Here is a 25,085-nt window from a genome sequence, read left to right as displayed (position 1 = left end):
ACCGCCATTGTAGAACGAATGTAGAACATCAATAGCGGTTATTGTCATGCTGACGCGGAAGATCGATCGGGCCCTGGACGCCATGGCCGCCTGCAAGGACCAGGTGCCGGCCCTGCGCGAGATCTACCGCGCCGACAGCCCCGAAGGGCTGGCCCTGGGCGCCCTGATCGACGCCGTCGAGCGGGCCCAGCGCGCCCTGCAGGGCGACGCCCGCCTGGCGAAATAGGTCCGTCCGGCGCCGTCCAGGCGCCGTCGCGCGACAATATGGGGTGCGGGGCGGCCGACCGTCGCGGTATCCTGCGCCCGTCTCAAGTCTCTCCGCGCTCAGGAACCCGCCCATGCGCTATCTGCACACCATGGTCCGCGTGAAGGATCTCGACGCCTCGCTGCGGTTCTATTGCGACGGGCTGGGCCTGGCCGAGATGTACCGGATGGAGAACGAGAAGGGCCGCTTCACCCTGGTCTTCCTGGCCGCGCCCGAGGATGCGGAGCTGGCCAAGGAGCGCAAGGCCCCGCTGGTCGAGCTGACCTACAACTGGGATCCCGAGGACTATCAGGGCGGCCGCAATTTCGGTCACCTGGCCTACCAGGTCGACGACATCTACGCGACCTGCCAGCGGCTGATGGACATGGGGGTGACGATCAACCGCCCGCCGCGCGACGGCCACATGGCCTTCATCCGCTCGCCCGACAACATCTCGGTGGAGCTGCTTCAGGCGGGCAATCTGGAGCCCGCCGAGCCGTGGGCGTCGATGCCCAATGTCGGCGTCTGGTAGACCCTAAACCAGCTTGATGCGCTGTTCCGGCGGCTTGTACTGGGCCGCCAGGGCTTCCAGTCGCGCCGGGGGATCGTCGATGATCGCCAGCCAGGCCAGGCGGGCCAGTTCCAACCGGTAGTCGGCGGCGTAGCCGGTCGAGAACGGCGACTGCAGGCTGCCCGGCGGTTCGGCGGCCTTGGCGTTCAGCAGCTTCTGACGCGTCAGCACGGCGGGGCGGTCGATCAGGACATCGCCTTCGCCCGTCGCCACCCAGCCGTCGACCAGGGCGCAGGCGGCCACCGCGTGATAGACGATCACGGGCAGGGCGCGCTTCTGGGGCGCGGGTTCGGCCACCATCGTCGGCTTGGCGGCGTTGGGAGGGCTGGTGATCCGGAAGGCCAGGGCGGCCGCGCCGCGTTGCAGGGCCATCTTCCAGTGATCGTTGGTATCGCTCATGGTTAAGCCTGTATCCGCTGTGCGGCGCGTGGTGAAGAGCCAACGCGGCAAATCACACAGCGGATACAGACTCGACGGGAAATCCCGTTCCGGACGCGACTAGAGGTTACTCAACCGCCGCCGCGACAGGCGTCTTCAACGTGGGATAGTCGGTGTAGCCGCGACCGTCGCCGCCGTAGAAGGTCGACGGATCCGGGTCGTTCAGCGGCCCGCCGACTCGCAGGCGTTCCACCAGGTCCGGATTGGCGATGTAGGCCTTGCCGAAACCGATCGCGTCGAACTTGCCCGCGTTCAGGGCGGCTTGGGCGGTGTCCAGCGTGAACTTCTCGTTGGCGATATAGACGCCGCCGAACGCCTGCTTCAGGTCGACGCCCAGGCTGTCGGCGCCTTCGTATTCACGGGCCATCAGGAAGGCGATCTTCCGCTTGCCCAGTTCGGTGGCCACATGGCCGAAGGTGGCGGCCAGGTCGCTGTCGCCCATCGAGTGGCTGTCGGCGCGCGGCGCCAGGTGCACGCCCACCCGGCCGGGGCCGAACACCGACGACACCGCGTCGGCGACGTCCAGCAGCAGGCGGGCGCGGTTCTCGATCGGGCCGCCGTACTTGTCGGTGCGCTGGTTGGAGCCGTCCTGCAGGAACTGGTCCAGCAGATAGCCATTGGCGCCGTGGATCTCGACGCCGTCGAAGCCGGCGGCCTTCGCGTTCTCGGCGCCCTTGCGGAAGGCCTCGACCACGCCGGCCACTTCCTCGGTGCTCAGGGCGCGCGGGGTGGGGTAGTCGCGCTCGGGGCGCAGCAGGCTGACATGGCCCTTGGCCGCGATGGCGCTGGGGCCGACCGGGGCTTCGCCGCCGTGGAACGACGGGTCGGAGACCCGGCCCACGTGCCACAGCTGGATGAAGATGCGGCCGCCCTTGTCGTGCACGGCCTGGGTGACCTGCTTCCAGCCCTCGACCTGCTCCTGCGACCAGATGCCGGGCACGCCTTGATAGCCGACGCCTTGCGGAACGACCGGCACGCCTTCGGTGATCAGCAGGCCCGCCGAGGCGCGCTGGGCGTAGTAGTCGGCCATCAGGGCGTTGGGGATCTGGGTCGGGCCGGCCCGCAGCCGGGTCAGCGGCGCCATGACGACGCGGTTGGGAAGCTCGATGTCGCCGAGGCGAAGCGGGTCGAACAGATTGGGCATGGGGGTGTCCCTGAAATGGATCGGCCGGCAACGTGCCGGCGTGCCGTTTATCTGGAGCGTCACGATGCGATCGCAACTGCCACAGGGGCTGATTTTATTCTGACGACCGTCGCAGGGAATCTGAGGGGAACGTCCGAGCCCGGCTCGTCGTTGGCTTTGGAGCGGATCTGGAGAACGCCCATGCCCACCCCCGACGTCACCAACGGCGACGAAGCCGACGACACCTACGATCCCTCGACCGTCGAGGCCAACCGCAACATCCAGCAGGGCGGGGGCGTCGGCGCCCGCGACTTGGCGCGGCAGGAGGAGCCCGCCGAGATCGTCACCCCCGAGGACGACGAGGAAGGCCCGAGCGAAGCCTTGGGCCTGGCCCATCCGAAAGCCTGATCGGACAGGCCTTCGGCGGGTTTAGGGCTCGACCTGGGCGAGTGGCGTGGCTATTCGCCTAGGCTCGATCCTTCGCTTAAGAGAATCCGACCATGCCCTCCGGCCTCGCCGCCCTGCTCGACGACATCGCCGGCATCACCAAGCTGGCCGCCGCCTCCCTGGACGACGTGGCCGGGGCGGCCGGCAAGGCGGGCACCAAGGCCGTGGGCGTGGTGGTCGACGACACCGCCGTGACGCCCGGCTACGCCATGGGCTTCACGCCCGAGCGCGAGCTGCCGATCGTCTGGAAGATCGCGGTCGGCTCGTTCCGCAACAAGCTGCTGTTCCTGCTGCCCGGCGCCCTGATCCTCAGCGCCTTCGCGCCTTGGGCGGTAACGCCGATCCTGATGTGCGGCGGCGCCTATCTGGCCTTCGAGGCCACCGAGAAGATCATCGAGGCCTTTGCCCACCACGAGGTGGCCGGCGAGGAGGTCGAGGACCTGGCCCTGAGCGGTCCCGAACTGGAGGCCCAGAAGGTAGGCGGGGCGATCCGCACCGACCTGATCCTGTCGGGCGAGATCATGGCCATCGCCCTGGCCGACGTCGCCGACCAGCCCCTGGCCATCCAGGCCGCCGCCCTGGCGGTGGTGGGCGTGGCCCTGACCATCGCCGTCTATGGCGTGGTGGGGCTGATCGTGAAGATGGACGACATCGGCGTGCACCTGGCCAAGGGCAAGAACGCCGCCCTGCGCGGCTTCGGCCGGGGTCTGGTCAAGGCCATGCCGGTGACCATGGAGGCCCTGACCGTGATCGGCACGGCGGCCATGCTGTGGGTCGGCGGCGGGATCATCGTGCACGGGCTGGAGCACTTCCACCTGACGCCCGTGCCGCACTGGGTGGAGGCCGCCTCGCACTGGGCCGGCGGCGCGCCGGTGATCGGACCGGTGACCGGCTGGCTGGCCATGGCGGCCTGCTCGGCGGTGGTGGGGCTGATCGTCGGCGGCGTGATCGTCGGCGTGCTGCACCTGATCCCGCGCAAGGAAAAGGCGGCGCACTAGGCGCCGCCTCGTCTCTTTTTGCGATCCGGACCGGCCTTTAGGCGGCCCGCGCCTCGCGGTAACCGTCGATGCGGCGGAAGATGGCGGCCATGGCGTCGTGGGCCGGCAGATGGTCCTCGTCGATCCGGCCTTCGGCGAAGATCAGGGCCAAGCGGTCGCGAGCACGGCTGACGCGGCTCTTGATGGTGCCCAGGGCCGCGCCGGTGATCTCGGCCACTTCCTCGTAGGACATGCCCGCGGCGCCGATCAGGATCAGGGCCTCGCGCTGGTCGGCCGGCAGCATGTCCAGCGCCCGACGCATTTCGTCCAGCTCCAGGGCGGCGGTCGGGTTGGAGTTGGACACCAGTGTGCGTTCGGCGACCTCGGGATCCAGCTCGCACGAGCGCCACGAGCGGCGCTTTTCCGAATAGAAGACGTTGCGCAGGATCATGAAGGTCCAGGCCTTCATGTTGGTGCCCGGCGTGTAGGAGTTCCGCGAGGCCAGGGCCTTGGTCAGGGCGTCCTGGGCCAGGTCGTCGCCGTGGCTGGCGTTGCCGGTCAGCGAGCGGCCGAAGGCCCGCAGATGCGGGATCAGGCCGACGAGCTCGCGCTCGAAGGCTCGGCTGGAAGCGGTCTGGGTTGAGGTCGAGTCGGTCATGCTTACTCCCCGTTCGGAGAGTGAACGCGCTCGACGGATCAAGGCTCCGCTTCATGGTGAAAATAGTCAAAGAAACATCGGCGAGCGCCCGCGCTATCGCGGCGCCAGGATCGCGCCGAGCCGGTCCTTGGCCTCCGTCAGCCTTTCCAGGCGCGGATAGCGGGGGCCGCCGTGATAGGGCAGGTCGACCGCGCGGACGACGCCGTCGGCCTTGATCTTGAGGCGGATCGGGCCGGCGCCGGGCTTGGCCGCCCGCGCGATGGCCGAGGCCAGGGCGTCGGCCGAATAGGCCTTGCCGTCGACCGAGACGATCTTCGCGCCCGCGATGACGCCGGCGGTGAAGGCGGGGCCGTCCCACAGCGACTCCTTCACCGTTCCCTCGTCGTCCAGGTCCAGGCCGACCGAGAAGGTGAACAGCCGCGTCTCCTGGGCGGCTTCATAGGCGGTGAAGTAGCCGGTGGGCTTGTCGCCGAACGTCAGGGTCCAGCCGCCCCGCGCCAGGCCGTCCAGCGGGGCCTTGTCGTGCGCGTCGAGGCGGGCGTTCAGGAAGGTGGCCCAGTCGTAAGGCATTACCGCGTTCAGGCCCGCGACCACGTCCTCGAAGGTGTAGGTCGACACGGTGGTGTCGCCGTCGTCGACGCCGAAGAAGGCCCTGGCGAAGTCGTCCAGCGACTTCTGCTCGTTGGTGCGCTCGCGGATCAAGGTGTCGACGTCCAGCCACAGCAGCTGGCCTTCCTCGTAATAGTCGAGCGAGCGGATCCAGGCCGTCGAGCCCGTGCCGCCCGCCGCGTTCATGATGTAGCCGTTGGTGGTGTCGCGCAGCGAACGCCAGTCGCGGCCCGGCGTGGCCTGGGCCGTGGCGGCGATCAGGGCCAGGCGCTGGCGCATCTGCTCGGGCGTGTAGAGGCCCGCCCGCGTCGCCAGGGTGTCGCCCCAGTATTCGGTGAGGCCCTCGTAGACCCACAGCAGGCTGTTGCGCATCGGGGTGGTGTAGTCGGGCGTCCACAGGTCGGCGGGGCGGCGATGCTTGCCGTTCCAGGCGTGGACATATTCGTGGGCCAGGATGTCGCGACCGGTGAAGGCCTTGTCCCAGTCGGTGAAGTAGCCGGCCGTATGGTAGCCGTTCTCGCTGGACCGCTGGTGCTCGGCGCCCAGATAGCCGACGTCCGGGTTCAGGCTGAACAGGAAGTCGTAGTGATCGTAGTTGCGGGCGCCGCCGAACAGTTTGTCGGTCTGGCGAACCAGCTCGTGGTGGATTTCGATCTGGGCGTCGGTGGCGGCCAGGCTGGCGGTCTCGTCGGCGAAGACGTTCAGGCGTACGGGGCGTCGGCCGCCGGGGTCCAGGTCGAAGACGCGCAGGTTGCGGCCGGCATAGACCGGCGAGTCCATCAGGGTCTCGAAGTCGGTCTCGGCGAAGGTGGTCGTGGGGCCGGCGGCGACCGCGCCGTCTAGGGCGGTGGCGACGCGCCAGCCCGCGGGAACGGTCAGGGACGGCCGCACGCGGATGCGGTCGACGTCGTGCCCCGCCGGATACAGCGCCACGGCCGTCCATTTGACGATCAGCAGGTTGGGCGTCACGGCGATGCGCACCGGCCCGTCGGACTGGGCGGTAGGCTGGCGCAGCGTGACCTCGATGGTCTCGACGCCGGGCGGGATGTCCAGATGGAAGGCGGTCATCTCGACCGGATCGCGCCGCCACGCCAGGCGCTGGCCGTTGGCGGTGATCTTCAGCCCCGACATCAGGGCGATCTGGGAGCTGGGCGAATGCTCGCCGGGGATCCACTTGGGCAGGGACAGCACCAGCGGACCAGGGCTGACGGGGATGGTCTCGACGACGCTGTAGACCTTGCGGGTGACGTCGCTGACATCGAGCCGCAGGTCGATGACGCCGGGATAGGCGATGTCGCGGGCGGCCGGGATCGGCGGGGCCGGCGGCATGGGCCCCGGTCGCGCTTGGGGCTCGGCGAAGGCGGTCGCGGCGCAGAGGGCGAGGGAAAGGGCCAGCAGCGCGCGTGTGCGCATCGTCGAAATCCCGGGTGATGGAAATGGAAAGGGCGGGGATCGCTCCCCGCCCTTGTGGTCCTAGAGCCCGCTGCTGCCGCCGAACTTGTGCGTCAGTTGCAGGTAGTAGCTGCGGCCCGTCGAGTCGAACCACGAGGTGTCGTAGTACGGATAGCCCGCATAGGTCGGGTCGCGCGGCGGACCCTTGTCCAGCAGGTTGTCGATCGCCAGGCTCACGCGGGTGCGGTCGTTGATGTCGTACTGGACCGTGGCGTTGAACAGGTAGGTGGCCTTGGTCCAGCCGTCCTCGTCGTAGTTGGGCAGGCGATCCAGCCGCTGGCCGTGCAGGCCGATCTGCAGGGCGTCCTTGCTCCAGTTGATCGCCGCGCTGCTCTTGGTGCGCGGGATGTCGTAGCCGCTGTCGTAGGCCAGCTGGTTCTCGATCGGGTCGCCCGGATATTGCCGGCTGGTGTGCTTGTCGACCCAGGTGTGCGCCAGGCTGAAGTCGAAGATCCCCAGGGCGTCGGTGACCAGGCGATAGTGGGCCGCCACGTCGATGCCGTCGGTCTTCTCGGTGGCCACGTTGATCGGGTTGATCGTCACGGTCGAGATGGCGCCCGGATTGATCGCGGCGGTCAGCGGGTTGCGGACCACGCGGGCCAGGGCGTCGACGCAGGTGGGCGAGGCGATGTCGACCGGGCTGCCGGAGTTGGTCGAGCCCACGCGGCAGTCGGCTTCCTGGCGCAGGACGCTGTCCAGGCTCATGTCCAGCACCGCGTTGTTCAGCTGGACGCGGAAATAGTCGATCGAGATGTCGAAGTTGCGCACCGGCGACCAGACGACGCCGTAGTTCAGCGACTTGGAGGTTTCCGGCTTCAGCTTGGCGTTGCCCAGGCGAACCTTGACCAGGCCCTCGTCGGCGTACGAGCAGTCGCCGATATCCTCGTCCGGCTCCTCGGTGCGGCAGCGATAGTAGTCGGTGCCCGACGGGTGGCTGATGCCTTCCTTGGCGAACACGTAGTGCAGGTCGGGGGCGCGGAAGCCCGTGCCGTAGGCGCCGCGCACCAGCAGCGACTTGACCGGTCGCCACTCCAGCCCGCCGTTATAGGTGAACTTCTCGATGGTGTTGCCGCCGTACTTGTAGCCGTCGTAGCGGCCGGCGGTGGAGAGCTCGAGGGTTTTCAGGAGCGGAGCGCGGAATTCGTAGCCGGCGCCCCAGTGGTCGCGCGAGCCCGAACCGTCGGCGTCGCGCAGGCCGTAGTAGTAGTTTTCGGTCGCCAGCGGATCCAGGCCCAGCTTGTAGGACTGCTTGCCGTATTCGGCGACGGCGGCGAAGCCGACCGGGCCGGCGGGCAGGGTGAACAGGTCGGCCTTGTTGACCTGGAACGACACGCCCTGCTGGCGGGCCACCGGCTTGTAGGTGGTGCGGGCGGTGATCGAGTTGTACTCGGCCGTGGTCAGCGGGGTGTAGAGGCGGGCCGGATCGGCGTTGAAGATCGGATAGCCGGTGTCGGGATCCACGCCCAGTTGCGGGCCCAGGAACAGGGCCGTGGCCTTGGAGTTGACCACCTTGGGCCAACTGATCGACGACTTGTACTGGCTGAAGTTGTAGAACGCCTCGTAGTCCCAGCCGCCGCCCAGCGCGCCCTTGACGCCCGGGGTGATGCTGAAGGTGCGCGAGGTGTTGGTGATGTAGCCCTTGTGCAGGCCGCCCATCTCCTCGGGCGTGAAGTTGCGGTGCCACAGGTCCAGGGCGCCGGTGAACTGGTTGTAGAAGATGCCGTCTTCGCTGCCGTTGGCGTCCTGGTATTCCCAGGACAGCACGTCCTGGAACTGGCGGTTTCGGCTGTAGCCCGCCGAGATGTCGGCGAAGAACGACAGGGTGTCGGTCTTGGCGTAGGTCAGCGAGGCCACGACGTTGGCGCTCTTGCGCTCGCTGATGATCGTGCCGTAGCCGATCGAGCTGTAGCTGCCGCAGTAGTAGCCGGGGCCGTAGTCGCCCAGGTCGTCGTCATAGGCGCCCCAGCGCGGACGGCTGGCGTATTCGATCGAGCCGCCGTTCAGGTTCTTGAGGGATGCGCAGGTGGCCGAGCCCGGATCGACGTATTCGTCGGCGTCGGGGTCCATGCGCAGGAAATCGCGGCGGGCGATGCGGGCGCCCGAGGTCGGGGCGTCCTTGGTCGAGTCCTGGATGTCGCGATCATAGGCCCAGAGGGGCTTCTGATTGACGAACTCGCCGCCGATCACCAAGTCGAAATCGCCCTTGGAGAAGCCGGTCGCGACGTTGACGCGCTGGCTGGCCGCGCCGCCGTGCTCCAGGCCGCCGAAGGTGACGTCGACCGTCGTGCCGTCGACCTTCTTCTTCAGATTGAAGTTCACCACGCCCGAGATGGCGTCCGAGCCGTACACGGCCGAGGCGCTGCCGCTGAGAACCTCGATCCGATCGATCATGCCCAGGGGAATGGAGGAGGTGTCGGTGAAGGCGCTCTTGCCGTTGAAGGGCAGGGGGAAGTCGGCGATGCGGCGGCCGTTGACCAGCACCAGGGTGTGGTTGGGGCCCAGGCCCCGCAGGTCGACCTGCTGGGCGCCGGGCGTCCAGTCGGCGCCGCTGGACGACTGCTGGGTCTGGGTCTCGCCGCCGTTTTGGTTCAGGCTGCGCAGGAGGTCGGGCACATTGTTGAAGCCGCCCGACTTGATCGCGTCGCTGGTGATCACGGTCACCGGGGCGGGGCCTTCGGTGGCGATGCGGGGGATGCGCGAACCGGTGATGACCACGGCCTCGACGGCGGCGGTGTCGTCGGTCGGATCGGCCGGAGCCGGAGCGGTCTGCGCGAGCGCCTGGCTGGCGATCATCAGGCCCGCCGCGCCGGCCAGGGCGCTGGCGCGAAGCAGATGCGTCTTCATCGAAATCCCCCTTCATTGAAGGGCGCGGCCAACGACGTGAACGCGCCTCGTCCTGGTCCGTACTCCCAGGGTCGAACCATGTTGGATTGCATTTTGTACGAATTGGAAGCTGAAAAGAGCAGATTGTGAAAAACATTGGACAAGGTGTGTCCATCGTGCAGCTTTGAAGCGTGGCGCCTGCTTCGGTGGCGTCCGGACTGGAAACGCGCTGTCGAGACCTTCCGTGGACGGCTCGACCCTGGTTTCGGTCGGACGCGCATGGTCAGGGTCGACCTGGTGGAGGAATGGGGAATGGCCTTGCGTTGGGTGTCGGCGATCGCGGTGGCCGCGGCCTTGATCGCGCCGGTGACTTCGTGGGCGGCCGACGCGCCTGCCCAGGGTCCCGACGCGACCGGTCCAGGGTATGAATACTACGCCATCGGCGACGTGAAGGCCCCGACTCCCGGCAAGACCGGACCGCTGCTGGCCCTGATGGGCGGCGGCGACTGGCCGCTGGAGGCCTTCCGCCAGTTCGTCAAGCAGTCGGGCGGCGGCCACATCGTGGTGCTGCGGGCCCGCGGCGGCCGCGAACTGCAGGACGAGATCTACAAGGACGTCGGCGGCGTGCTGTCGGTCGAGACCCTGGTCATCCATGACGAGGACGCCGGCGAGGATCCCAAGCTGCTGGCGATCATCGCCCACGCCGACGGCATCTTCTTCGGCGGCGGCGACCAGTCCAACTATGTGCGCGCCTGGAAGGGCACGGCCCTGAACAAGGCGCTGGACGCCCACGTCAAGGCCGGCAAGCCCATCGGCGGCACCAGCGCGGGCCTGGCGGTGCTGGGCGGCTATGTCTATGGCTGCCTGGACTCGATCAGCCTGACCTCGCCCGACGCGCTGAAGGATCCCACCGGACCCAGCGTGACCCTGGTGCGCGATTTCCTGCATCTGCCGTATCTGTCGAAGGTCATCACCGACACCCACTTCGACAAGCGAAACCGCCAGGGGCGGCTGATCACCTTCGTCGGCCGTCTGGCCCAGGAGGAGAACGACCCGACCATCACCGGCCTGGGCGTCGACGAGGACACGGCGATGATCGTCGACGGCGACGGTATCGGCCGCTTCTACGGTCCCGGCCACGCCTGGCTGGTGCGGCCGATGGCCAAGCCCGCCACCATCGTCGCCGGGCAGCCTCTGAACTATGCGTCCTTCCCGATCGTCGGCATCGGTCCGGACAGCACGTTGGATTTCAAGACCTTTCAGGTGATCAAGCCCGCCTTCGCCTTGACGGCCCAGGTTAAGGACGGTGTCCTGATCCGCAGCGATCGCTGACCTTCGTCCGCTCGATTCCCCAGTAAGCCTCCGCGTAAGCCCAGAGAGTTTCCGATGACGTTTTCGAAGATCCGCGCGCTGACCTTCTCGGCCCTGGCCTTGGCGAGCGTCGCCGCCGCTCCGGCGCACGCGACTGACGCCAAGTGGTCGCTGGCCATCCACGGCGGGGCCGGGGTGCTGGATCGCGGCGACCTGACGCCCGAGAAGGAGAAGGCCTATCGCGCCGGCCTCGACGCGGCCCTGGAAGCCGGCGCCAAGGTGCTGAAGAGCGGCGGCTCCAGCCTGGACGCCGTCGAGGCCACGGTGCGGGTGCTGGAAGACAATCCGCTGTTCAATTCGGGCAAGGGCTCGGTGTTCACCGCCGAGGGCAAGAACGAGCTGGACGCCTCGATCATGGACGGCGCCACCCTGAAGGCCGGTTCGGTGGCGGGCGTCACCCGCACCAAGAACCCGGTCAGCCTGGCCCGCGCGGTGATGGAGAAGTCGCCGCACGTGCTGCTGGCCCGCGAGGGCGCCGATCAGTTCTCCAAGGAAAAGGGCCTGGAGCAGGTCGATCCCAAGTACTTCTTCACCCAGGAGCGCTGGGACCAGTTGCTGGCCTGGCGCAAGGACAACCACGCCTCGCTCGATCCCACCCACCTGTTCGGCACGGTCGGCGCGGTGGCCCTGGACCAGTCCGGCCATGTGGCGGCGGCCACCTCGACCGGCGGCATGACCGGCAAGCGCTGGGGCCGGGTGGGTGACAGCCCGATCATCGGCGCCGGCACCTATGCTCGCGACGGCGTCTGCGCGGTCTCGGCCACCGGTTCGGGCGAATACTTCATCCGCGAGACCGCCGCCCGTCAGGTCTGCGACCGCATCGCCTGGAAGGGCGAGACCGTGCAGCAGGCGGCCGACGGGACCATGGCCTCGATTACCAAGATCGGCGGCGACGGCGGGCTGATCGCGATCGACGGCCAGGGGCGGCCGGCGTTCGGCATGAACGATCTGGGCATGTACCGGGGAGCGATCTCGTCGTCCCTGCCCACGCCCCGCACGGCGATCTACGCGAACGAGCCTTCGCCGCAATAGGGCGGCGCGGGGGCGACTGGGAGGGCGCGATGAAGTCGGACGATCACGGCCTGACCGATATCGATCGTCAGCTGCTGTCGATGCTGCGCCAGGACTCGCGCCAGCCGGTCACCAAGCTGGCGGCGGACCTGGGCCTGTCCCGGGCCAATGTCTACGCTCGCCTCAGCCGTCTGGAGGAGGAGGGCGTCATCCAGGGCTACACGGTGCGGCTGGGCAGCCAGTACGACCGCCGGCTGATCCGCGCCCAGGTGATGATCAAGGTCCAGCTGAAGCTGGCCAAGGCCACCGAGGAGGAACTGGCCGCCATCGCAGAGCTTTCGGCGCTGCACGCCATCAGCGGCGAGTACGACCTGATCGCGGTGGTCGAGGCCGAGACCGTCAGCGAGCTGAACGCGGTGATCGACCGGATCGGCGCTCTGGACGGCGTCGAGCGCACCACCTCCTCGATCCTGCTGGCCACGAAGATCCTGCGCTGAGGTCGGCCTCGCGAGGGTTTCTCTCGCCTAGGCCATGGAACCCGGCATTTTTCGAGGTCGGTCCCGTCATAAACTCCACCTGTGCAAACGGGGGAGCGAGGCTTTTGATCGCCGTCCAGACGAGCGGCCTGGGGTTCCTGGGCTCCGCGGCCGACCATGTCGCCACGCCCGCTTCCCGGGCCCACCTGATGCTGGAGGTCGCGCCGCGCGACGCCGCCGCCGTCGAGGCCGACCTCGTGGCCATGGCCGAACTCACCGCCCTGCATCAGATCACCGGAGCCTACGACCTGGTGGCGGTGATCGAGGCGGCCGAGCCCGAGGCGCTGGAGCGAGCGGTCGAGCGGATCCGCCGCCTGGCGGGCGTGCGCCGGACCGAGGCCTCGATGCTGCTGGCGCGGCGGCCCGGCGAGGGAAACCTTCGCGGCGACGCCGAAGAATGAGGGTTCCGACCGTCTGGCCCCGGCAATGCGCCCACATCGCCGCCGCCAGGCTCCGTAAGCTGCGATCCGTTCCGCCGTTCTTCCGCGAGGCCTTGTCTTGGACCTGCCTTACCCCTGCCTGATGTTCCTGGGCGACGTCGATCGCGTCAGCGCCAAGACCGCCTCGGGCGTGGCCCATTGGCGGCCGGAGGCCTGTGTCGGCCAGCTGCGCCTTCCGGGTTGCGAGGCGGATCTGAAGCTGCCGGACATGACGCCGGCGGCGGCCAAGGCGGCGGGCGCGCGGTCGCTGCTGATCGGCGTGGCCAACGCCGGCGGCTATATCCCGCCCCACTGGGAGGCCGTGCTGCTCGAGGCGCTGGAGGCGGGACTGGACCTGGTGTCGGGCCTGCACGCGCGCCTGGCCGACCTGCCCCGAGTCCGCGACACGGCCCGGCGCCTGGGGCGACGTCTCGTCGAGGCGCGCGAGCCCGACCCGGCCTTCTGTGTGGTGGGGACGGGCGAGAAGCGGAGCGGCAAGCGGCTGCTGACCGTCGGCACCGACTGCGCCGTGGGCAAGATGTACGCGGCCCTGGCCATCGCCGCCGAGATGAAGGCGCGCGGCGTCGATGTCGATTTTCGGGCCACCGGCCAGACCGGCATCTTCATCGCCGGATCGGGGGCGCCCATCGACGCCATCGTCTCCGATTTCGTGGCCGGCGCCGCCGAGCAACTGAGCCCGGCCGCCGCGCCCGATCATTGGGACGTGATCGAAGGGCAGGGATCGCTGTTCCACCCCGCCTATGCCGGCGTGACCCTGGGCCTGCTGCACGGCAGCCAGCCCGACGCCCTGGTGCTTTGCCACGACGCGACCCGGGCGGCGCTGGACGGGTTGGAAGCCTTCCCCACGCCCGGCCTGTCGGAGGCTGCGTCGCTGAACCTGAAGCTGGCGGCCCTGACCAATCCCTGCGTCTGGCTGGCCGGCGTCTGCGTCAACACCTCCAGGCTGAACGAGGCCGCGGCGATGGCCTGCCTGCGCGACATCGAGCAGACGCTAGGCGTGCCGGCCTGCGATCCGGTCCGCACGGGCGTGGCGGCCATCGTCGATGGACTGCCGCTGGGCGACGCGTCGGTCGCCGCCTGATGCGCCTGACCGCGCGGGCTTTGTCCCATGCCCTGATCGAGCCCTTCGTCATCGCCCGGCACGTCTATACCGAGGCCAATGTCGTGCTGGTGGAGCTGGAAGCCGACGGCGTCGTCGGGCGAGGAGAGGCGGCCGGTGTCGACTACCGGGCCGACACGCCGGGCGCGATGCTGGCGCAACTTCAGCCTTTGACGGCCGCCCTGGAGGCGGGTCTGGCGCTGGATCGCGCCGCGCTGGCCGACTGGCTGCCGGCCGGGGGCGCGCGCAACGCCGTGGACTGCGCGCTGTGGGACCTGGAGACCAGGCTGACCGGCGTGCCCGTCGCCGTCCGTGCCGGCCTGGCGCCGCCCAAGCCCATCGAGACCTTCGTCACCCTGGGCATGGACACCCCCGCCGCCATGGGCGCCAAGGCCGCGCGCTGGGCCGCTGTTTATCCCGCCCTGAAGGTCAAGCTGGGCGACGGCCAGGACATCGCCCGGCTGGAAGCGATCCGCCAGGCCGCGCCGAAGGTCCGGCTGATCGCCGACGCCAACCAGGGCTGGACCCTGGGCCAACTGAACGACCGGGCGTCGCGCATGGCCGCCCTGGGCGTGGAGCTTCTGGAGCAGCCGCTGCCCGTCGGCGCCGATGACGAACTGTTCGACTATCGCGGCGCGGTGCCCTTGTGCGCCGACGAGTCGTTCGACGACCGCGCGGATCTCGACCGCATCGTCGGCCGCTACGGCTTCTGCAACATCAAGCTCGACAAGTGCGGCGGCCTGACCGAGGGGCTGGCCCTGATGGGCGCCGCCCGGGCGCGGGGCCTGCGCCTGATGGTGGGGTGCATGGAGGGCACGTCCCTGGGCATCGCGCCGGCCCTGCTGGTGGCCCAGGGCTGCGAGGTGGTGGACCTGGACTGCCCCATGCAGCTTGTGACCGACATCGATCACGGGTTCGGCTACCGCGACGCCTGGGTGAGGCCCGGACCGGGCCTCTGGGGCGGCTACGGCGCCTCGTCCTGATCGTCCTCGGCGGTGGCCAGCAGCTTGACCAGGTCCACGCCGGCCTCGCCCTTGAGCTTTTTGGTCACGGGGAAGGTCACGTAGTCGAACGAGGTTTCCAGCGTCGCCAGCAGGCGCTCCATGATCGCCTGGTAGTGCTCGATGCTGAAGGCCGCGACGGTGATCAGATAGTCCACCTCGCCCAGCACGGCCTGGCAGGCCACGATGTTGGGCTCGGCCGTGATGCCGGTCTCGAAGGCCTTGGCCTTGGCGTAGGAATAGTCGGTCAGTTTGATCTGGACCACGAAGGTCGAGAGCTTGGCCAGGCGGCCCAGGTCGATCTCGGCGTGGTAGCCGCGAATGACCCTGGCCTTCTCCAGCTTCTTCATCCGCTCCCAGCAGCGCGAGGCCGACAGCCCGACGGCCTCGCCCATGGCCGCCTTCGTCACCCGGCCCTGGCGGTGCAGCAGGTCCAGGATCTTGACGTCGATGCGGTCGATGTCCTTGCGCGGGTCGTTGGTCATCGCGGGGTCTCTGCTGCGGTCCTGGCCCTGCTTAGCGCAAACCCGGCGTGGGGTAAGGGCGTGATCGCGACGGCGGCCGGGCGTTCCTGCCGTCGAGGATGCGGGAAACGGTCAAAACCGCCGTCCGGCGGCGCTAAGCTGCGGGCTCGAATCCCGGGAGGCGCCATGTCGCGTTCACTGATCCGTTTCGCCGCCGGACTGGGCCTGTCCCTGCTCATGACCTCCACGGCCCTGGCCTCCACCCTGATCGTCGGGGCCAGGGTGGTGGACGGTTCCGGCGAACCGTCCCGCCAGGTCGGCGTCCGGATCGACGGCGACCGGATCGCCGCTGTCGGCGCCCTGGCCCCGCTCCCGGGCGAGACGGTGGTGGACGCCAAGGGGCTGGTCCTGGCGCCCGGCTTCATCGACGCCCACAGCCACCACGACCGCGAGGCCGGCAAGGCGCCCGACCTGACCGCCGTCACCGCCCAGGGCGTCACCACCATCGTGGTGGGCCAGGACGGCGAGTCCAGCTTTCCGCTGAAGGCCTATTTCGAGGGCCTGGCCAGGTCGCCCCTGGCGGTCAATGTCGCCTCCTATACCGGCCACGGCGCGCTGCGCGAGCGGGCCATGGGGAGCGACTACAAGCACCCCGCGACGCCGGCCCAGATCGCCGGCATGCAGGCCGATCTCGCCGCCGACCTGGCCGAGGGCTCGCTAGGCCTGTCCACTGGGCTGGAATACGACCCCGGCATCTACGCGACCAGGGCCGAGGTCATGGCCCTGGCCAAGACGGCGGCGGCGGGTCATGGCCGCTACATCAGCCACCTGCGCAGCGAGGACGTGAAGCTGGACGAGGCGATCGACGAGATCATCGCCATCGGCCGCGAGGCCAGGCTGCCGGTGCAGATCTCGCACCTCAAGATCGCGATCGTCGACCGGTGGGGCCAGGCTGACCAAGTGCTGGCCAAGCTGGACGCGGCCCGCGCCTCGGGCGTGGACATCACCGCCGACGTCTATCCGTACGAATACTGGCAGAGCAATCTGGCGGTCCTGCTGCCTGAGCGCGACTTCAACGACCTGGCCGCCGCCCGCTTCGCCCTGACCAAGCTGACCACGCCGCAGGGGCTGCGCCTGGCGGTGTTCGCGCCGGACCCGTCGCTGGTGGGCAAGACCGTCGCCGACATCGCCGCCGAACGGCATGCCGATCCGGCCGAGACCTATCTGGCCCTGACCCGCCAGTCGGAAGCCTTCCACCTGGCCCACCCCGAGGTCGCCCGGGTGGACGCGGTGATCGGCACGGCCATGACCGGCGCCGACATCGACGCGTTCATCGCCTGGGATTATTCGGTGATCTGTTCGGACGGCATGTCGCACGGACTGCACCCGCGCGGCTTCGGGGCCTTCGCCAAGATCCTGCGGGTCTATGTGCGCGAGAAGGGGACGCTGTCGCTGGAGCAGGCGGTGCGCAAGATGAGCGCCCAGACCGCCGAGCAGTTGGGCATCGCCGAGCGCGGGACGATCACGCCGGGCAATTTCGCCGACCTGTTCCTGTTCGACGCGGCGACCGTCGCGGATCGTTCCGACGTCACCCATCCCAACGCCCTGGCCACCGGCGTGACGCGGGTCTGGGTCAATGGCCAGGTGGTCTTCGAAAGAGACCACGCCACGGGCGCCAGGCCCGGGCAGGTCGTACGAAGAGCAAGCCTCGCCCCTCAGCCGTAGAGGCCGGTCTCGAAGAACGGCGTCACGTCGGCGCGCCGGGGGAAGATCCCGCGGGCGGCATAGTCGTCGGCCACCGCCTGGGCGGCGGCGATGACCTGCGGCGTGATCGGCGACAAGGGCTGATCGCCGCGCCGGGCCAGGGTGGTCCTGGCCAGGTCCGGCGTCATCGAGGTCTGAGCGGCGTAGTAGGTCGCGTAGGTTTCGAGATGGGCGCTGGTCCAGGCGCGGGCCTTGGCGATGCGGCCGAAGGCGTCGCGCAGGGCTTCGCGTTTCCGGGGATCGGCCAACGCCTTGTCCGAGGCGGCGAAGAAGGTGACGCTGTTGTTGATACCTTCGCCGTCGCGCAGCAGACGCGCGCCTTCGGCCTGGGCGCGGGCCAGGTTGGGATCGTTGGTCGCCCAAGCCTCGATCTGGCCGTTCTGGAAGGCGGCCAGGGCGTCGGGCTGCAGCATGTAGCCGGGCTTGATGTCGGCGTCCTTCAGGCCCGCCTCGCGGATCGCCGCGTAGAGCACCGCGTCGGCCGTGCCGCCGGGCGCGGTGGAGACGATGATCTTGCGGCCCTTGAGCTGGGCCACCGACCGGATGTCGGACTTGGCGGGCACGAGAATGCCGATGCCCTTCGAAGACGACGGCGCGGCCGCGACGATCTTGTAGGGACGGCCCAGGATCGCCCCCAGCAGCACCAGGTTGTCGATGGCCACCAGGGTGTCGACCGCGCCGGAGCTGGCGGCCTCGAACAGCGGGGTAGGGGTGCTGAAATTGGCCCATTCCACCTTGTAGGGCGCGCCGTCGAAGGCCTTGGAGGCGTCGGCGGCCAGGCGTTGGCCCCGTTGCTGGTCGCCCAGCACCAGGGTCACGCGGCCGTCCTTGGGCGCGCAGGCGACGAGACCCGCCGCCGCGCCCAGGCTCAGAAGATCACGTCTGCGCATCTCTGGTCTCCGCCCTTAGAACCGATAGCCGACGCGGGTGTAGTAGTAGCCGCCGGTCAGGCCGAACGGCGAGAACGCCCCATATCCGCCGCCGCCGTTGGCGCTGACGATGCCGACCTTGTCGGGATAGACGTCGAAGAGGTTGTCGGCCCCGACCGTCAGGTCGAGCTTGTCGGTGACCGCGTAGGTGACCGACAGGTCGGTGATCCACTTGGCGCCGAAGGTGCGGTCGTCGCTGGCCACGGTGGCCACCTGGGTGACCTTGTCGTAGCGCGTGCCGCGCAGGTCGACGGTCCAGGCGTCCTTGGTCCAGCCGGCCGAGGCGATCAGCTTGGTCTTGGGATAGCCGACCGTCAGCGTGCCCTGCTGCACGCGGTCGAAAAGCACCAGGCCCGAGCCCAGCGAGGCCAGCTCCGGAGGGTTGGGCTTGATGTGCTGGATCTTGGTCTTGTTCCAGTTGAAGCCCAGGCCCAGCTTCAGCTCGCCGAGGTCTCCCAGGCTGGTGCGATACTCGCTGACCAGGTCGACGCCGCGCGTGCGGGTGTCGATGGCATTGGCGAAATACTGGACGTAGATGTCGGTCGGCAGGCCCGCTGCGGCCAGCAGCACATTGACGCCGGGGCCGCTGAGCGTGCTGGTCAGGGCGATGCGGTCGTCGATGTCGATCTGGTAGGCGTCCAGGGTGGCGCTGAAACCATGGCCCGGCGTGAAGGTCAGGCCCGCGCTGTAGTTGCGCGCCTTCTCGGGTTTCAGCGGCTGGGCGCCCAGGGCCTCGGCCAGGGGCGAGTCCACCCGCACCACCTTGGTCGGGAACTGGTAGAGCACCCCGGCGATGGTCTGGGTCGAATAGCGACGTTGGCCGTAGAGCTGCTGGCTCAGCGAGGGCGCGCGCAGGCCGGTGCTGATCGTGCCGCGCAGGGCCAGGGCCGGGGTCAGTTCGTAGCGCGTGGTCAGCTTGCCGCTGACCGTGTCGCCGGTGCTGTCGTCATAGTGCTCGGCCCGGGCCGCGACGCCGACATACCAGGCGGTGGTCGGGTTGATCCCCAGGTCGACATAGGCCGCCAGATTGGTGCGCTTGGCCTTTCCCGCGTCGCTGGCGTCGACGGTGTTGACGCCCTGGACGCCGATCAGGGCGGGCCTGCCGGCCAGCGGGCCGGAGGTGAAGACATAGCCGCCGTTGGCGTAGGTGGCCGCGTCGCCGGCCTCGACCTCGTACTTTTCCAGCCGGCGCTCGGCGCCGACGGCCACGGTCAGCGGGCTGGAGAGGCCGATGTCGTAGGCGCGGTCGAAGTCGAGGTTGGTGGTCCAGACGCTGCTGGTCAGGTCGTAGAGCTTGAAGTGGGTCGGGCTGGCCGGACCCAGCGACGGGTTCAGCGTATCGGCGCTGGAATGGCTGGTGTTGCGGCCCAGGGCCGAGGAGAGGTCCCAGGCCCATTCGCCCAGCTTGCCCTTCAGGCCCGACGTCACCTCGAAGTCGTTTTCCTTCAGCTTGTAGAGCGGAATGAAGCCGTCGGGCGCCAGCTCGATGATGTTGGTGTTGGCGTTGGGCCTGCGCTTGGTCTGGCGGGCGTTGCCGCTGCGGGCGCCGGCCGTGGCGAAGGTGTAGAAGTCGGTCGTGGCCGAGATCGGGGTCTGCAGGTTGATCGCCGCCGTCACGGCCCGGACCACCGGATTGCCGTTGTAGTCTCCGCGCTTGGGATTGGCCTCGCGCGGGTCGGGCGCGCCGCCGGCCAGGGGATAGTAGAAGCTGCCGGTGGCCGGATCGTTGCGGTCGGTGCGGCCCTGGTACTTGGCCTCGATCGCGACGTGGACGAAGCCGGTCTCGTTGAAGGTGGTTCCCCAGTCGGCGTTGGCGTGGGCGTTCTCGCCGTCGCTCTCGAAGGTCTGGCCCAGGTCGGCCGAGACCTGGCCGCCGGGCGCGGACTTCAGGATGATGTTGATGACCCCGGCGATGGCGTCCGAGCCGTACTGGGCCGCCGCGCCGTCGCGCAGCACCTCCACGCGGCTGATCGCCGAGGTCGGGATCTGGTCCAGATCCACGGGCGTGGCGCCGCTGGTGTCGAGGTTGGAGTTCATCAGCAGGCTGGTCGGGTGGCGGCGCTTGCCGTTGACCAGCACCAGGGTGTAGCCGCCGCCGAGGCCGCGCATGCTGACCGGACGCACGACGTTGTTGTGGGCGAAGCCGTTGACCGTGCCGTAGTTGACCGACGGCAGCAGCACCGCCAGGGCCTCCTTGAGGGTCACCTTGCCGGTGTCCGAAAGCTGCTCGCCGCCGATGACGTCGATCGGGGCGGGGCTGTCGGCCACGGTGCGCGGCTTGCCGCGCAGGCCGGTGACGATCACCGCGTCGACCGCGGCCGCGCCGTCGGTGTCGGGAGAGGTGACCGAAGGTTCAGCCGCCCAAGCCGGCGCGCTCAAGGTCGCTGCGGCCAGGACCGACGTGGCGAGCAGGAAGGCGCGCGAAGCCCTCGCCTGGCGTTTGGCGACAACGGCCGCCCCATGGTTCGACATCATAAAACCCCCGACTTCCGCGTTTGGCGGAGGCTCCAGCTAAACGAGACGGAGGTTTCAACAAGCGAGTTATCATGCAGCGTCTTATGAGCTCATGGCATATGGATTTCACGCAAGATGTTCATTCGCGTTCGGAATGAATGAATAGGTTGTGCTCTCTACGCTGTTCTCGTCTGTGAGATCGCGTGATGAATTCTGCCTTACCGATGATTGTTATTGGATTGCGTGTCGCGTGATCCTGCGCGCGAGCGCCCAATTCGTGGAAGCCGACGACCCCGAGGATGCGCCGCCGCGCCACGCTCCGCGATTCAGCGTCGCAGGGCGCCAGTTTATCTCAATTCCTACCGACTTGATCTGAATTGCTCCAAGCCCGGGCGAACGGCTTGATCGCGGGGAGGGCCCAGGCGCGGATCAGGATCGGAAGCAGCTGTTGTCGGAGTCTAGCGTTGAGGTCGCGACCGCCGAACGGGCCGGCCTGGAAGTGGAGTGGCCCACCGTCGGACTGGCGGCGACGATCTACGGGCTGTGGGTCGCATCGACCTATTTCCACGACCGCCTGCCTTGGCCGCTCCTGGCCTTGATCGGCGGATGGACCCTGGCCTGGCACGGCTCATTGCAGCACGAGATCATCCATGGACACCCGACACGGTCGCGGCGGCTCAACACCGTTCTGGGGTTCGCGCCGCTGTCGCTGTGGCTGCCGTTCGAAATCTATCGCCGCTCGCACCAGGCGCACCACGCCACCGAGCACCTGACCGATCCGGCGCATGACGCGGAGAGCCGCTACCTGCCCGGCGCGGCGTCTTTCGCCCATCGCGCCGTCGCCTGGCTGCAGGCCACCCTGCTGGGACGTCTGGTCCTGGGACCGATGATCGAGATCGTCGGATTTCTGGTTGTCGAGGCGGGGCATGTGGCACACGGCGAGCCGGGCAGGCGGTCGCTGTGGCTCGTGCACGGCCTGGCCGTGGCGCTGGTGATCGCCTGGCTGTCGCTGGTGTGCCGCATGCCGCTGTGGTTCTACGGCCTCTGCTTCGTCTATCCCGGCGCGGCGCTGTCGCTGCTGCGCTCGTTCGCCGAGCACCGGGCCGATCCCACGCCCCGACACCGGGTCGCGGTGGTCGAACGCGCGCCGATCCTGGGGCTGCTGTTCCTGCACAACAACCTGCACGCCGCGCATCACGACCGGCCGGGCGCGCCCTGGCACAGCCTGCCGGCGTTCTATGCGCGCGATCGCGAGCGCCTGCTGAGCGCCAATGGCGGCCTGGTCTATGACGGCTACGGCGAGATCTTTCGGCGCTTCCTGCTGAGGCCGCACGACCGCGTCGTCTATCCGATCGACGATGGAGCCGCCGCATGACCGCCAAGGCTTCCGTGGCGCGAAAGGCGCCGGCGCGCGCGACCACGCCGGTCCGGCGCAAGGCCGCCCTGCCGATGTACGACCTGCCCGAACTGCAGGCCGCCAACGACGCCCTGTGGACGGCCATCGCCGAGCGGCTGCGGGCCCGTAAGCTGTTCGACGCGCCCGACCATCTGACCCGCGACGTTCCGCCGGAGGTCCTGTGGGCCGACCCGGACCTGGTGCTGGCCCAGACCTGCGGCCTGCCGCTGGCCGCGCGGCTGGAGCGGCAGGTGCAGGTGGTGGCCACGCCGCGCTATCGCGCCCGGGGCTGGGACGGGATCGACTATCGCAGCGCCGTGGTCGTGCGCGCCGACGATCCGGCCAGTTCCCTGGAGGAACTGCGGGGCGGGCGTTGCGCGGTCAACGATCTGGGCTCCAACAGCGGCATGAACCTGTTGCGGGCCGAGGTGGCGCCGCTGGCCCGGGGGCGGGCCTTCTTCAGGTCCGTGATCATCACCGGTTCCCACCTGGCCAGCGCCGAGGCCGTGGTGCGCGGCGAGGCGGACCTGGCGGCCCTCGACTGCGTCACCTTCGCCCATCTGCAGCGCTGGCGGCCGGAGCTCGCCGCCGGACTGCGCGTGCTGACCTGGACCCTGCGCAGCCCCGGCCTGCCCCTGATCACCAGTTCGACGACGACCAAGAGCCAGTTGGCGGGACTGCGCGAGGTCCTCCAGGAAGTCGCGGTCGATCCGGCGCTGGCCGAGGTCCGCCGCGACCTGCTGCTGGATGGGTTCGAGGTGGTTCCGGCCGAGCACTATCGCGCCGTGCTTCGCCTGCGCGACATCGCCCGGAGCCTTGGCTATCCGCACCTGGCTTGATCGAGAGGGCGCCTAGTAGCCGGTCGCCGGATCGACGCGGTCGATCAGGTCCTCGCCGCGCGCGAAGCGGCCCAGATTGTCGCCGACCTTGTCCAGGAAGACGTGGCGCACCAGGGTATGGTTGGAGGCGACGTGCGGGGTCAGGCGTACGCGCGGGTGGGTCCACAGGGGATGGCCGGCGGGCAGGGGCTCGGGCTCGGTGACGTCCAGGGTGGCGAAGCCCAGGGCGTCGGCGCCCAGCGCGTCGACCAGGGCCTGATGATCCAGCACCGAGCCGCGACCGACATTGATCAGGTGCGCGGTGGGCTTGGCCTTGGCCAGGACCGCCGCGTCGATCAGGTTCCGGGTCTGGTCGGTGCCGGGCAGGGCCAGGACCAGGTGGTCGGCGCTGGCCACCACCTCCTCCAGGGTGTCGAGCAGGTCCACGCCCGGCACGGCGCTGGGGAGGTGCCGCCGCCGTCGCGCCGCCGTCACCCGGGCGCCGAGCGCCAGAGCCCGTCGCGCCACCGCCTCGCCGATGGCCCCGAAGCCGACCAGTCCGATCGTCCCGCCGGCCACCTGGCCCAAGGGGACGTTGACCCACTCCTCGGGCGAGCGGGCGCGAACCGCCTCCAGGTCCTTGGACCGTAGCAGGATCGCGGCGATCACGTAGTCGGCGATCTCTTCGGACGCCACGCCGCGCCCGCAGGTGACGAGGGGCGCTTCAAGCAGCCAGGGCGGATAGAAGTCGACGCCGGCCGAGGCGCTGTAGACCCATTTGAGCCGACCCGGCCAGCCAGGCGGCCGAGGCTGGTTCCGGGCGGCGCGCCAGGCGGGGCTGGGGCGGGTGATCAGGACGTCGGCCTCGTGCGCCGTGCTCCAGGGTTCGGCCTCGGGCGCGGCGATCAGGGTCGGCGCCAGGGGATGGCGCCGGAGCTGGGTGTTGAAGCCGTCCTCCATCTGGCTGGCGATGATCAGACTCATGCGGATGCTCCCGGGGCGACGGAGCGCTGGAGCGGTTGCGGAAACAGCGACATCGACCGGGGCCTATTCGGCGGCGATCTTGTCGGGACGGCTGGCCCAGCGATGCTCGGGCACGGGCAGTCCCAGGTGTCCGCGCAGGGTGTCGTGCTCGTACTCGGTGCGGAACAGGCTCTTGGCCTGCAGGATCGGCACGACCTGCTCGCGGAACAGGGCGAAGTCGCTAGGGCGGGTGACGTGCAGGATGAAGCCGTCGACGGCCCGGCCGACGAACCAGCGCTCGATCTCGTCGGCGACGGTCTGGGGCGAGCCGACGAAGTTGGCCCGCCAGCGGCCGAACCGTTCGGCGGCCTGGCGGACGGTCAGGTTCTCGGCCTGGGCGATGCGGACGATGCGCTCGGCATGGCCCTTGTAGCTGTTGAGGCTGAGGTTGCTGACGTCCGGGAACGGCCCGTCCAGCGGATACTGCTTGAAGTCGTGATAGCCGAAGGCCCGGCCCAGTTCGACCAGCAGCTTGTCGATCTCGCGGCTGCCGGCCTGGGCCTCGGCGATGGCCTGGGCCTCTTCGTCGGTGTCGGCGATGATCGGCGAGATGCCCGGCAGGACGCTGATGTGGTCGGGATCGCGGCCAAGGGCGGCCGTGCGCGCCTTCAGATCCGCATAGTATTCCACCGCGTCCTCGAAGGTGTCGACGCCGGCGAACACGCCCTCGGCGATCTTGGCGCCCAGGTCGCGGCCGGCGCCGCTGACCCCGGCCTGGAAGATCACCGGCTGGCCCTGCGGCGAGCGGCTCAGGGCCAGGGGACCGGCGACCGAGAAGTGCTTGCCCTTGTGGTTCAGCGCATGCTGCTTGGTCTTGTCCAGGAACACGCCCGTGGCCTTGTCGCGCGGGAAGGCGTCGTCCTCGTAGCTGTCCCACAGGCCCTGGACGACATCGACGAACTCGCCGGCCCGCTCGTAGCGCTCGGCGTGGTCGAAGTGCGCGTCGCGGCCGTAGTTCCTGGCGGCGCCCTCCAGACCGGTGGTCACCACGTTCCAGCCGGCGCGGCCCTTGCTGATGTGGTCCAGCGAACCGAACTGGCGGGCCACGTTGTAGGGCTCCCAGTACGAGGTCGTCAGGGTGCCCACCAGGCCGATCTTCCTGGTCGAGACCGCCACGGCCGACAGCAGGGTCAGAGGCTCCAGGCGGTTGAGAAAGTGGGGCGCGGTGTCGGGCGTGATGAACGGGCTGTCGACGATGAACACCAGGTCGAACTTGGCGGCCTCGGCCAGGCGGGCGTTCTCGATGTACCAGTCGATGTCGATGCTGGCGTCGCCGGGCAGGGCGGGATCGCGCCAGCGGGTGTGGTCGGTGCCGACGCCGGCCAGGATGGCGCCCAGCTTAAGTTGGCGGGTGGGTTGCTGCGTCATGTCGAAGCCCTCGAATTTGGACCCTGACGCTAGGACGCCGCCCTGGGCGGGCGATAACGAGCAGTGCTC

General features: G+C 69.1%; 23 protein-coding genes. 13 read left to right on the top strand and 10 right to left on the bottom strand.

Features of this window, described 5'->3' with window-relative positions:
- Positions 1-46 precede the first annotated feature (46 nt).
- Positions 47-226 (top strand): hypothetical protein, encoded by a 180-nt coding sequence (locus AC07OA_RS18110; RefSeq protein WP_494665208.1) that lies wholly within the window; start codon positions 47-49, stop codon positions 224-226.
- Between the two features lie 112 nt (positions 227-338).
- Positions 339-776, top strand: coding sequence for a VOC family protein (locus AC07OA_RS18105; protein ID WP_494665207.1), 438 nt, complete (start codon positions 339-341; stop codon positions 774-776).
- 3 nt (positions 777-779) lie between these two features.
- Here AC07OA_RS18105 and AC07OA_RS18100 read toward each other — a convergent pair whose 3' ends face one another.
- Positions 780-1,214: a hypothetical protein gene (locus tag AC07OA_RS18100; RefSeq protein WP_494665206.1), complete on the bottom strand. Its 435-nt coding sequence runs from the start codon at positions 1,212-1,214 to the stop codon at positions 780-782.
- A gap of 106 nt (positions 1,215-1,320) precedes the next feature.
- Positions 1,321-2,397, bottom strand: a complete 1,077-nt coding sequence (locus AC07OA_RS18095; RefSeq protein WP_494665205.1) for an alkene reductase — start codon at positions 2,395-2,397, stop codon at positions 1,321-1,323.
- Positions 2,398-2,577: 180 nt separating this feature from the next.
- On the opposite strand from AC07OA_RS18095, the gene AC07OA_RS18090 reads away from it, so the two are divergent.
- Both AC07OA_RS18090 and AC07OA_RS18085 read left to right on the top strand, forming a co-directional pair.
- Positions 2,578-2,784 carry a hypothetical protein gene (locus AC07OA_RS18090; RefSeq protein WP_494665204.1) on the top strand — a complete coding sequence of 69 codons (207 nt, stop codon included), beginning with the start codon at positions 2,578-2,580 and terminating at the stop codon, positions 2,782-2,784.
- Between the two features lie 92 nt (positions 2,785-2,876).
- Positions 2,877-3,821: a DUF808 domain-containing protein gene (locus AC07OA_RS18085; protein ID WP_494665203.1), complete on the top strand. Its 945-nt coding sequence runs from the start codon at positions 2,877-2,879 to the stop codon at positions 3,819-3,821.
- Positions 3,822-3,858: 37 nt separating this feature from the next.
- Here AC07OA_RS18085 and AC07OA_RS18080 read toward each other — a convergent pair whose 3' ends face one another.
- The 3 genes from AC07OA_RS18080 to AC07OA_RS18070 form a co-directional block, all read right to left on the bottom strand.
- Positions 3,859-4,458 (bottom strand): sigma-70 family RNA polymerase sigma factor, encoded by a 600-nt coding sequence (locus tag AC07OA_RS18080; protein WP_494665202.1) that lies wholly within the window; start codon positions 4,456-4,458, stop codon positions 3,859-3,861.
- A 93-nt stretch (positions 4,459-4,551) separates the two neighbouring features.
- On the bottom strand, positions 4,552-6,480 hold the full coding sequence (locus AC07OA_RS18075) for a M61 family metallopeptidase (protein ID WP_494665201.1): 1,929 nt from the start codon (positions 6,478-6,480) through the stop codon (positions 4,552-4,554).
- A 60-nt stretch (positions 6,481-6,540) separates the two neighbouring features.
- Positions 6,541-9,363 (bottom strand): TonB-dependent receptor plug domain-containing protein, encoded by a 2,823-nt coding sequence (locus AC07OA_RS18070; RefSeq protein WP_494665200.1) that lies wholly within the window; start codon positions 9,361-9,363, stop codon positions 6,541-6,543.
- 291 nt (positions 9,364-9,654) lie between these two features.
- Here AC07OA_RS18070 and AC07OA_RS18065 point away from each other — a divergent pair, with 291 nt between their 5' ends.
- The 6 genes from AC07OA_RS18065 to AC07OA_RS18040 all read left to right on the top strand — a co-directional run bounded on the left by AC07OA_RS18065 (position 9,655) and on the right by AC07OA_RS18040 (position 14,782).
- Positions 9,655-10,674 carry a cyanophycinase gene (locus AC07OA_RS18065; RefSeq protein WP_494665199.1) on the top strand — a complete coding sequence of 340 codons (1,020 nt, stop codon included), beginning with the start codon at positions 9,655-9,657 and terminating at the stop codon, positions 10,672-10,674.
- Positions 10,675-10,728: 54 nt separating this feature from the next.
- Positions 10,729-11,745 carry an isoaspartyl peptidase/L-asparaginase family protein gene (locus tag AC07OA_RS18060; protein ID WP_494665198.1) on the top strand — a complete coding sequence of 339 codons (1,017 nt, stop codon included), beginning with the start codon at positions 10,729-10,731 and terminating at the stop codon, positions 11,743-11,745.
- 29 nt (positions 11,746-11,774) lie between these two features.
- A complete protein-coding gene (locus AC07OA_RS18055; protein ID WP_494665197.1) occupies positions 11,775-12,221 on the top strand; it encodes an Lrp/AsnC family transcriptional regulator in 447 nt (148 codons plus the stop codon).
- Positions 12,222-12,325: 104 nt separating this feature from the next.
- Complete coding sequence (locus AC07OA_RS18050) at positions 12,326-12,661, top strand: Lrp/AsnC ligand binding domain-containing protein (RefSeq protein ID WP_494665196.1); 336 nt, start codon at positions 12,326-12,328, stop codon at positions 12,659-12,661.
- A 97-nt stretch (positions 12,662-12,758) separates the two neighbouring features.
- On the top strand, positions 12,759-13,781 hold the full coding sequence (locus AC07OA_RS18045; protein ID WP_494665195.1) for an N-acetyltransferase DgcN family protein: 1,023 nt from the start codon (positions 12,759-12,761) through the stop codon (positions 13,779-13,781).
- A complete protein-coding gene (locus AC07OA_RS18040; RefSeq protein WP_494665194.1) occupies positions 13,781-14,782 on the top strand; it encodes a dipeptide epimerase in 1,002 nt (333 codons plus the stop codon). Before AC07OA_RS18045 ends, AC07OA_RS18040 begins: the two co-directional genes overlap by 1 nt.
- On the opposite strand, the gene AC07OA_RS18035 is transcribed toward AC07OA_RS18040, so the two are convergent.
- Positions 14,764-15,285, bottom strand: a complete 522-nt coding sequence (locus AC07OA_RS18035; RefSeq protein ID WP_494665193.1) for an Lrp/AsnC family transcriptional regulator — start codon at positions 15,283-15,285, stop codon at positions 14,764-14,766. The two genes, AC07OA_RS18040 and AC07OA_RS18035, sit on opposite strands and share 19 nt — an antisense overlap.
- Positions 15,286-15,450: 165 nt before the next feature.
- Here AC07OA_RS18035 and AC07OA_RS18030 point away from each other — a divergent pair, with 165 nt between their 5' ends.
- The gene (locus AC07OA_RS18030; RefSeq protein WP_494665192.1) at positions 15,451-16,989 is read left to right on the top strand and encodes an N-acyl-D-amino-acid deacylase family protein; all 1,539 of its coding nucleotides are present in this window, start codon (positions 15,451-15,453) and stop codon (positions 16,987-16,989) included.
- Here the strand turns inward: AC07OA_RS18030 and AC07OA_RS18025 are convergent.
- Positions 16,980-17,918, bottom strand: a complete 939-nt coding sequence (locus AC07OA_RS18025) for an ABC transporter substrate-binding protein (protein WP_494665191.1) — start codon at positions 17,916-17,918, stop codon at positions 16,980-16,982. The two genes, AC07OA_RS18030 and AC07OA_RS18025, sit on opposite strands and share 10 nt — an antisense overlap.
- A gap of 15 nt (positions 17,919-17,933) precedes the next feature.
- Positions 17,934-20,336 carry a TonB-dependent receptor plug domain-containing protein gene (locus tag AC07OA_RS18020; RefSeq protein ID WP_494665190.1) on the bottom strand — a complete coding sequence of 801 codons (2,403 nt, stop codon included), beginning with the start codon at positions 20,334-20,336 and terminating at the stop codon, positions 17,934-17,936.
- Between the two features lie 523 nt (positions 20,337-20,859).
- Between AC07OA_RS18020 and AC07OA_RS18015 the strand changes: the two genes are divergently transcribed.
- Complete coding sequence (locus AC07OA_RS18015) at positions 20,860-21,786, top strand: fatty acid desaturase (RefSeq protein ID WP_494665189.1); 927 nt, start codon at positions 20,860-20,862, stop codon at positions 21,784-21,786.
- The gene (locus tag AC07OA_RS18010) at positions 21,783-22,646 is read left to right on the top strand and encodes a phosphate/phosphite/phosphonate ABC transporter substrate-binding protein (RefSeq protein ID WP_494665188.1); all 864 of its coding nucleotides are present in this window, start codon (positions 21,783-21,785) and stop codon (positions 22,644-22,646) included. Before AC07OA_RS18015 ends, AC07OA_RS18010 begins: the two co-directional genes overlap by 4 nt.
- A gap of 12 nt (positions 22,647-22,658) precedes the next feature.
- On the opposite strand, the gene AC07OA_RS18005 is transcribed toward AC07OA_RS18010, so the two are convergent.
- Both AC07OA_RS18005 and AC07OA_RS18000 read right to left on the bottom strand, forming a co-directional pair.
- Positions 22,659-23,609 carry an NAD(P)-dependent oxidoreductase gene (locus AC07OA_RS18005; RefSeq protein ID WP_494665187.1) on the bottom strand — a complete coding sequence of 317 codons (951 nt, stop codon included), beginning with the start codon at positions 23,607-23,609 and terminating at the stop codon, positions 22,659-22,661.
- A gap of 63 nt (positions 23,610-23,672) precedes the next feature.
- Complete coding sequence (locus AC07OA_RS18000; RefSeq protein WP_494665186.1) at positions 23,673-25,016, bottom strand: LLM class flavin-dependent oxidoreductase; 1,344 nt, start codon at positions 25,014-25,016, stop codon at positions 23,673-23,675.
- Positions 25,017-25,085 lie beyond the last annotated feature (69 nt).

This window comes from Caulobacter sp. GW821-FHT09B08 (genome assembly GCF_059418225.1).
This window is presented reverse-complemented; position numbering and strand designations above follow the sequence as displayed.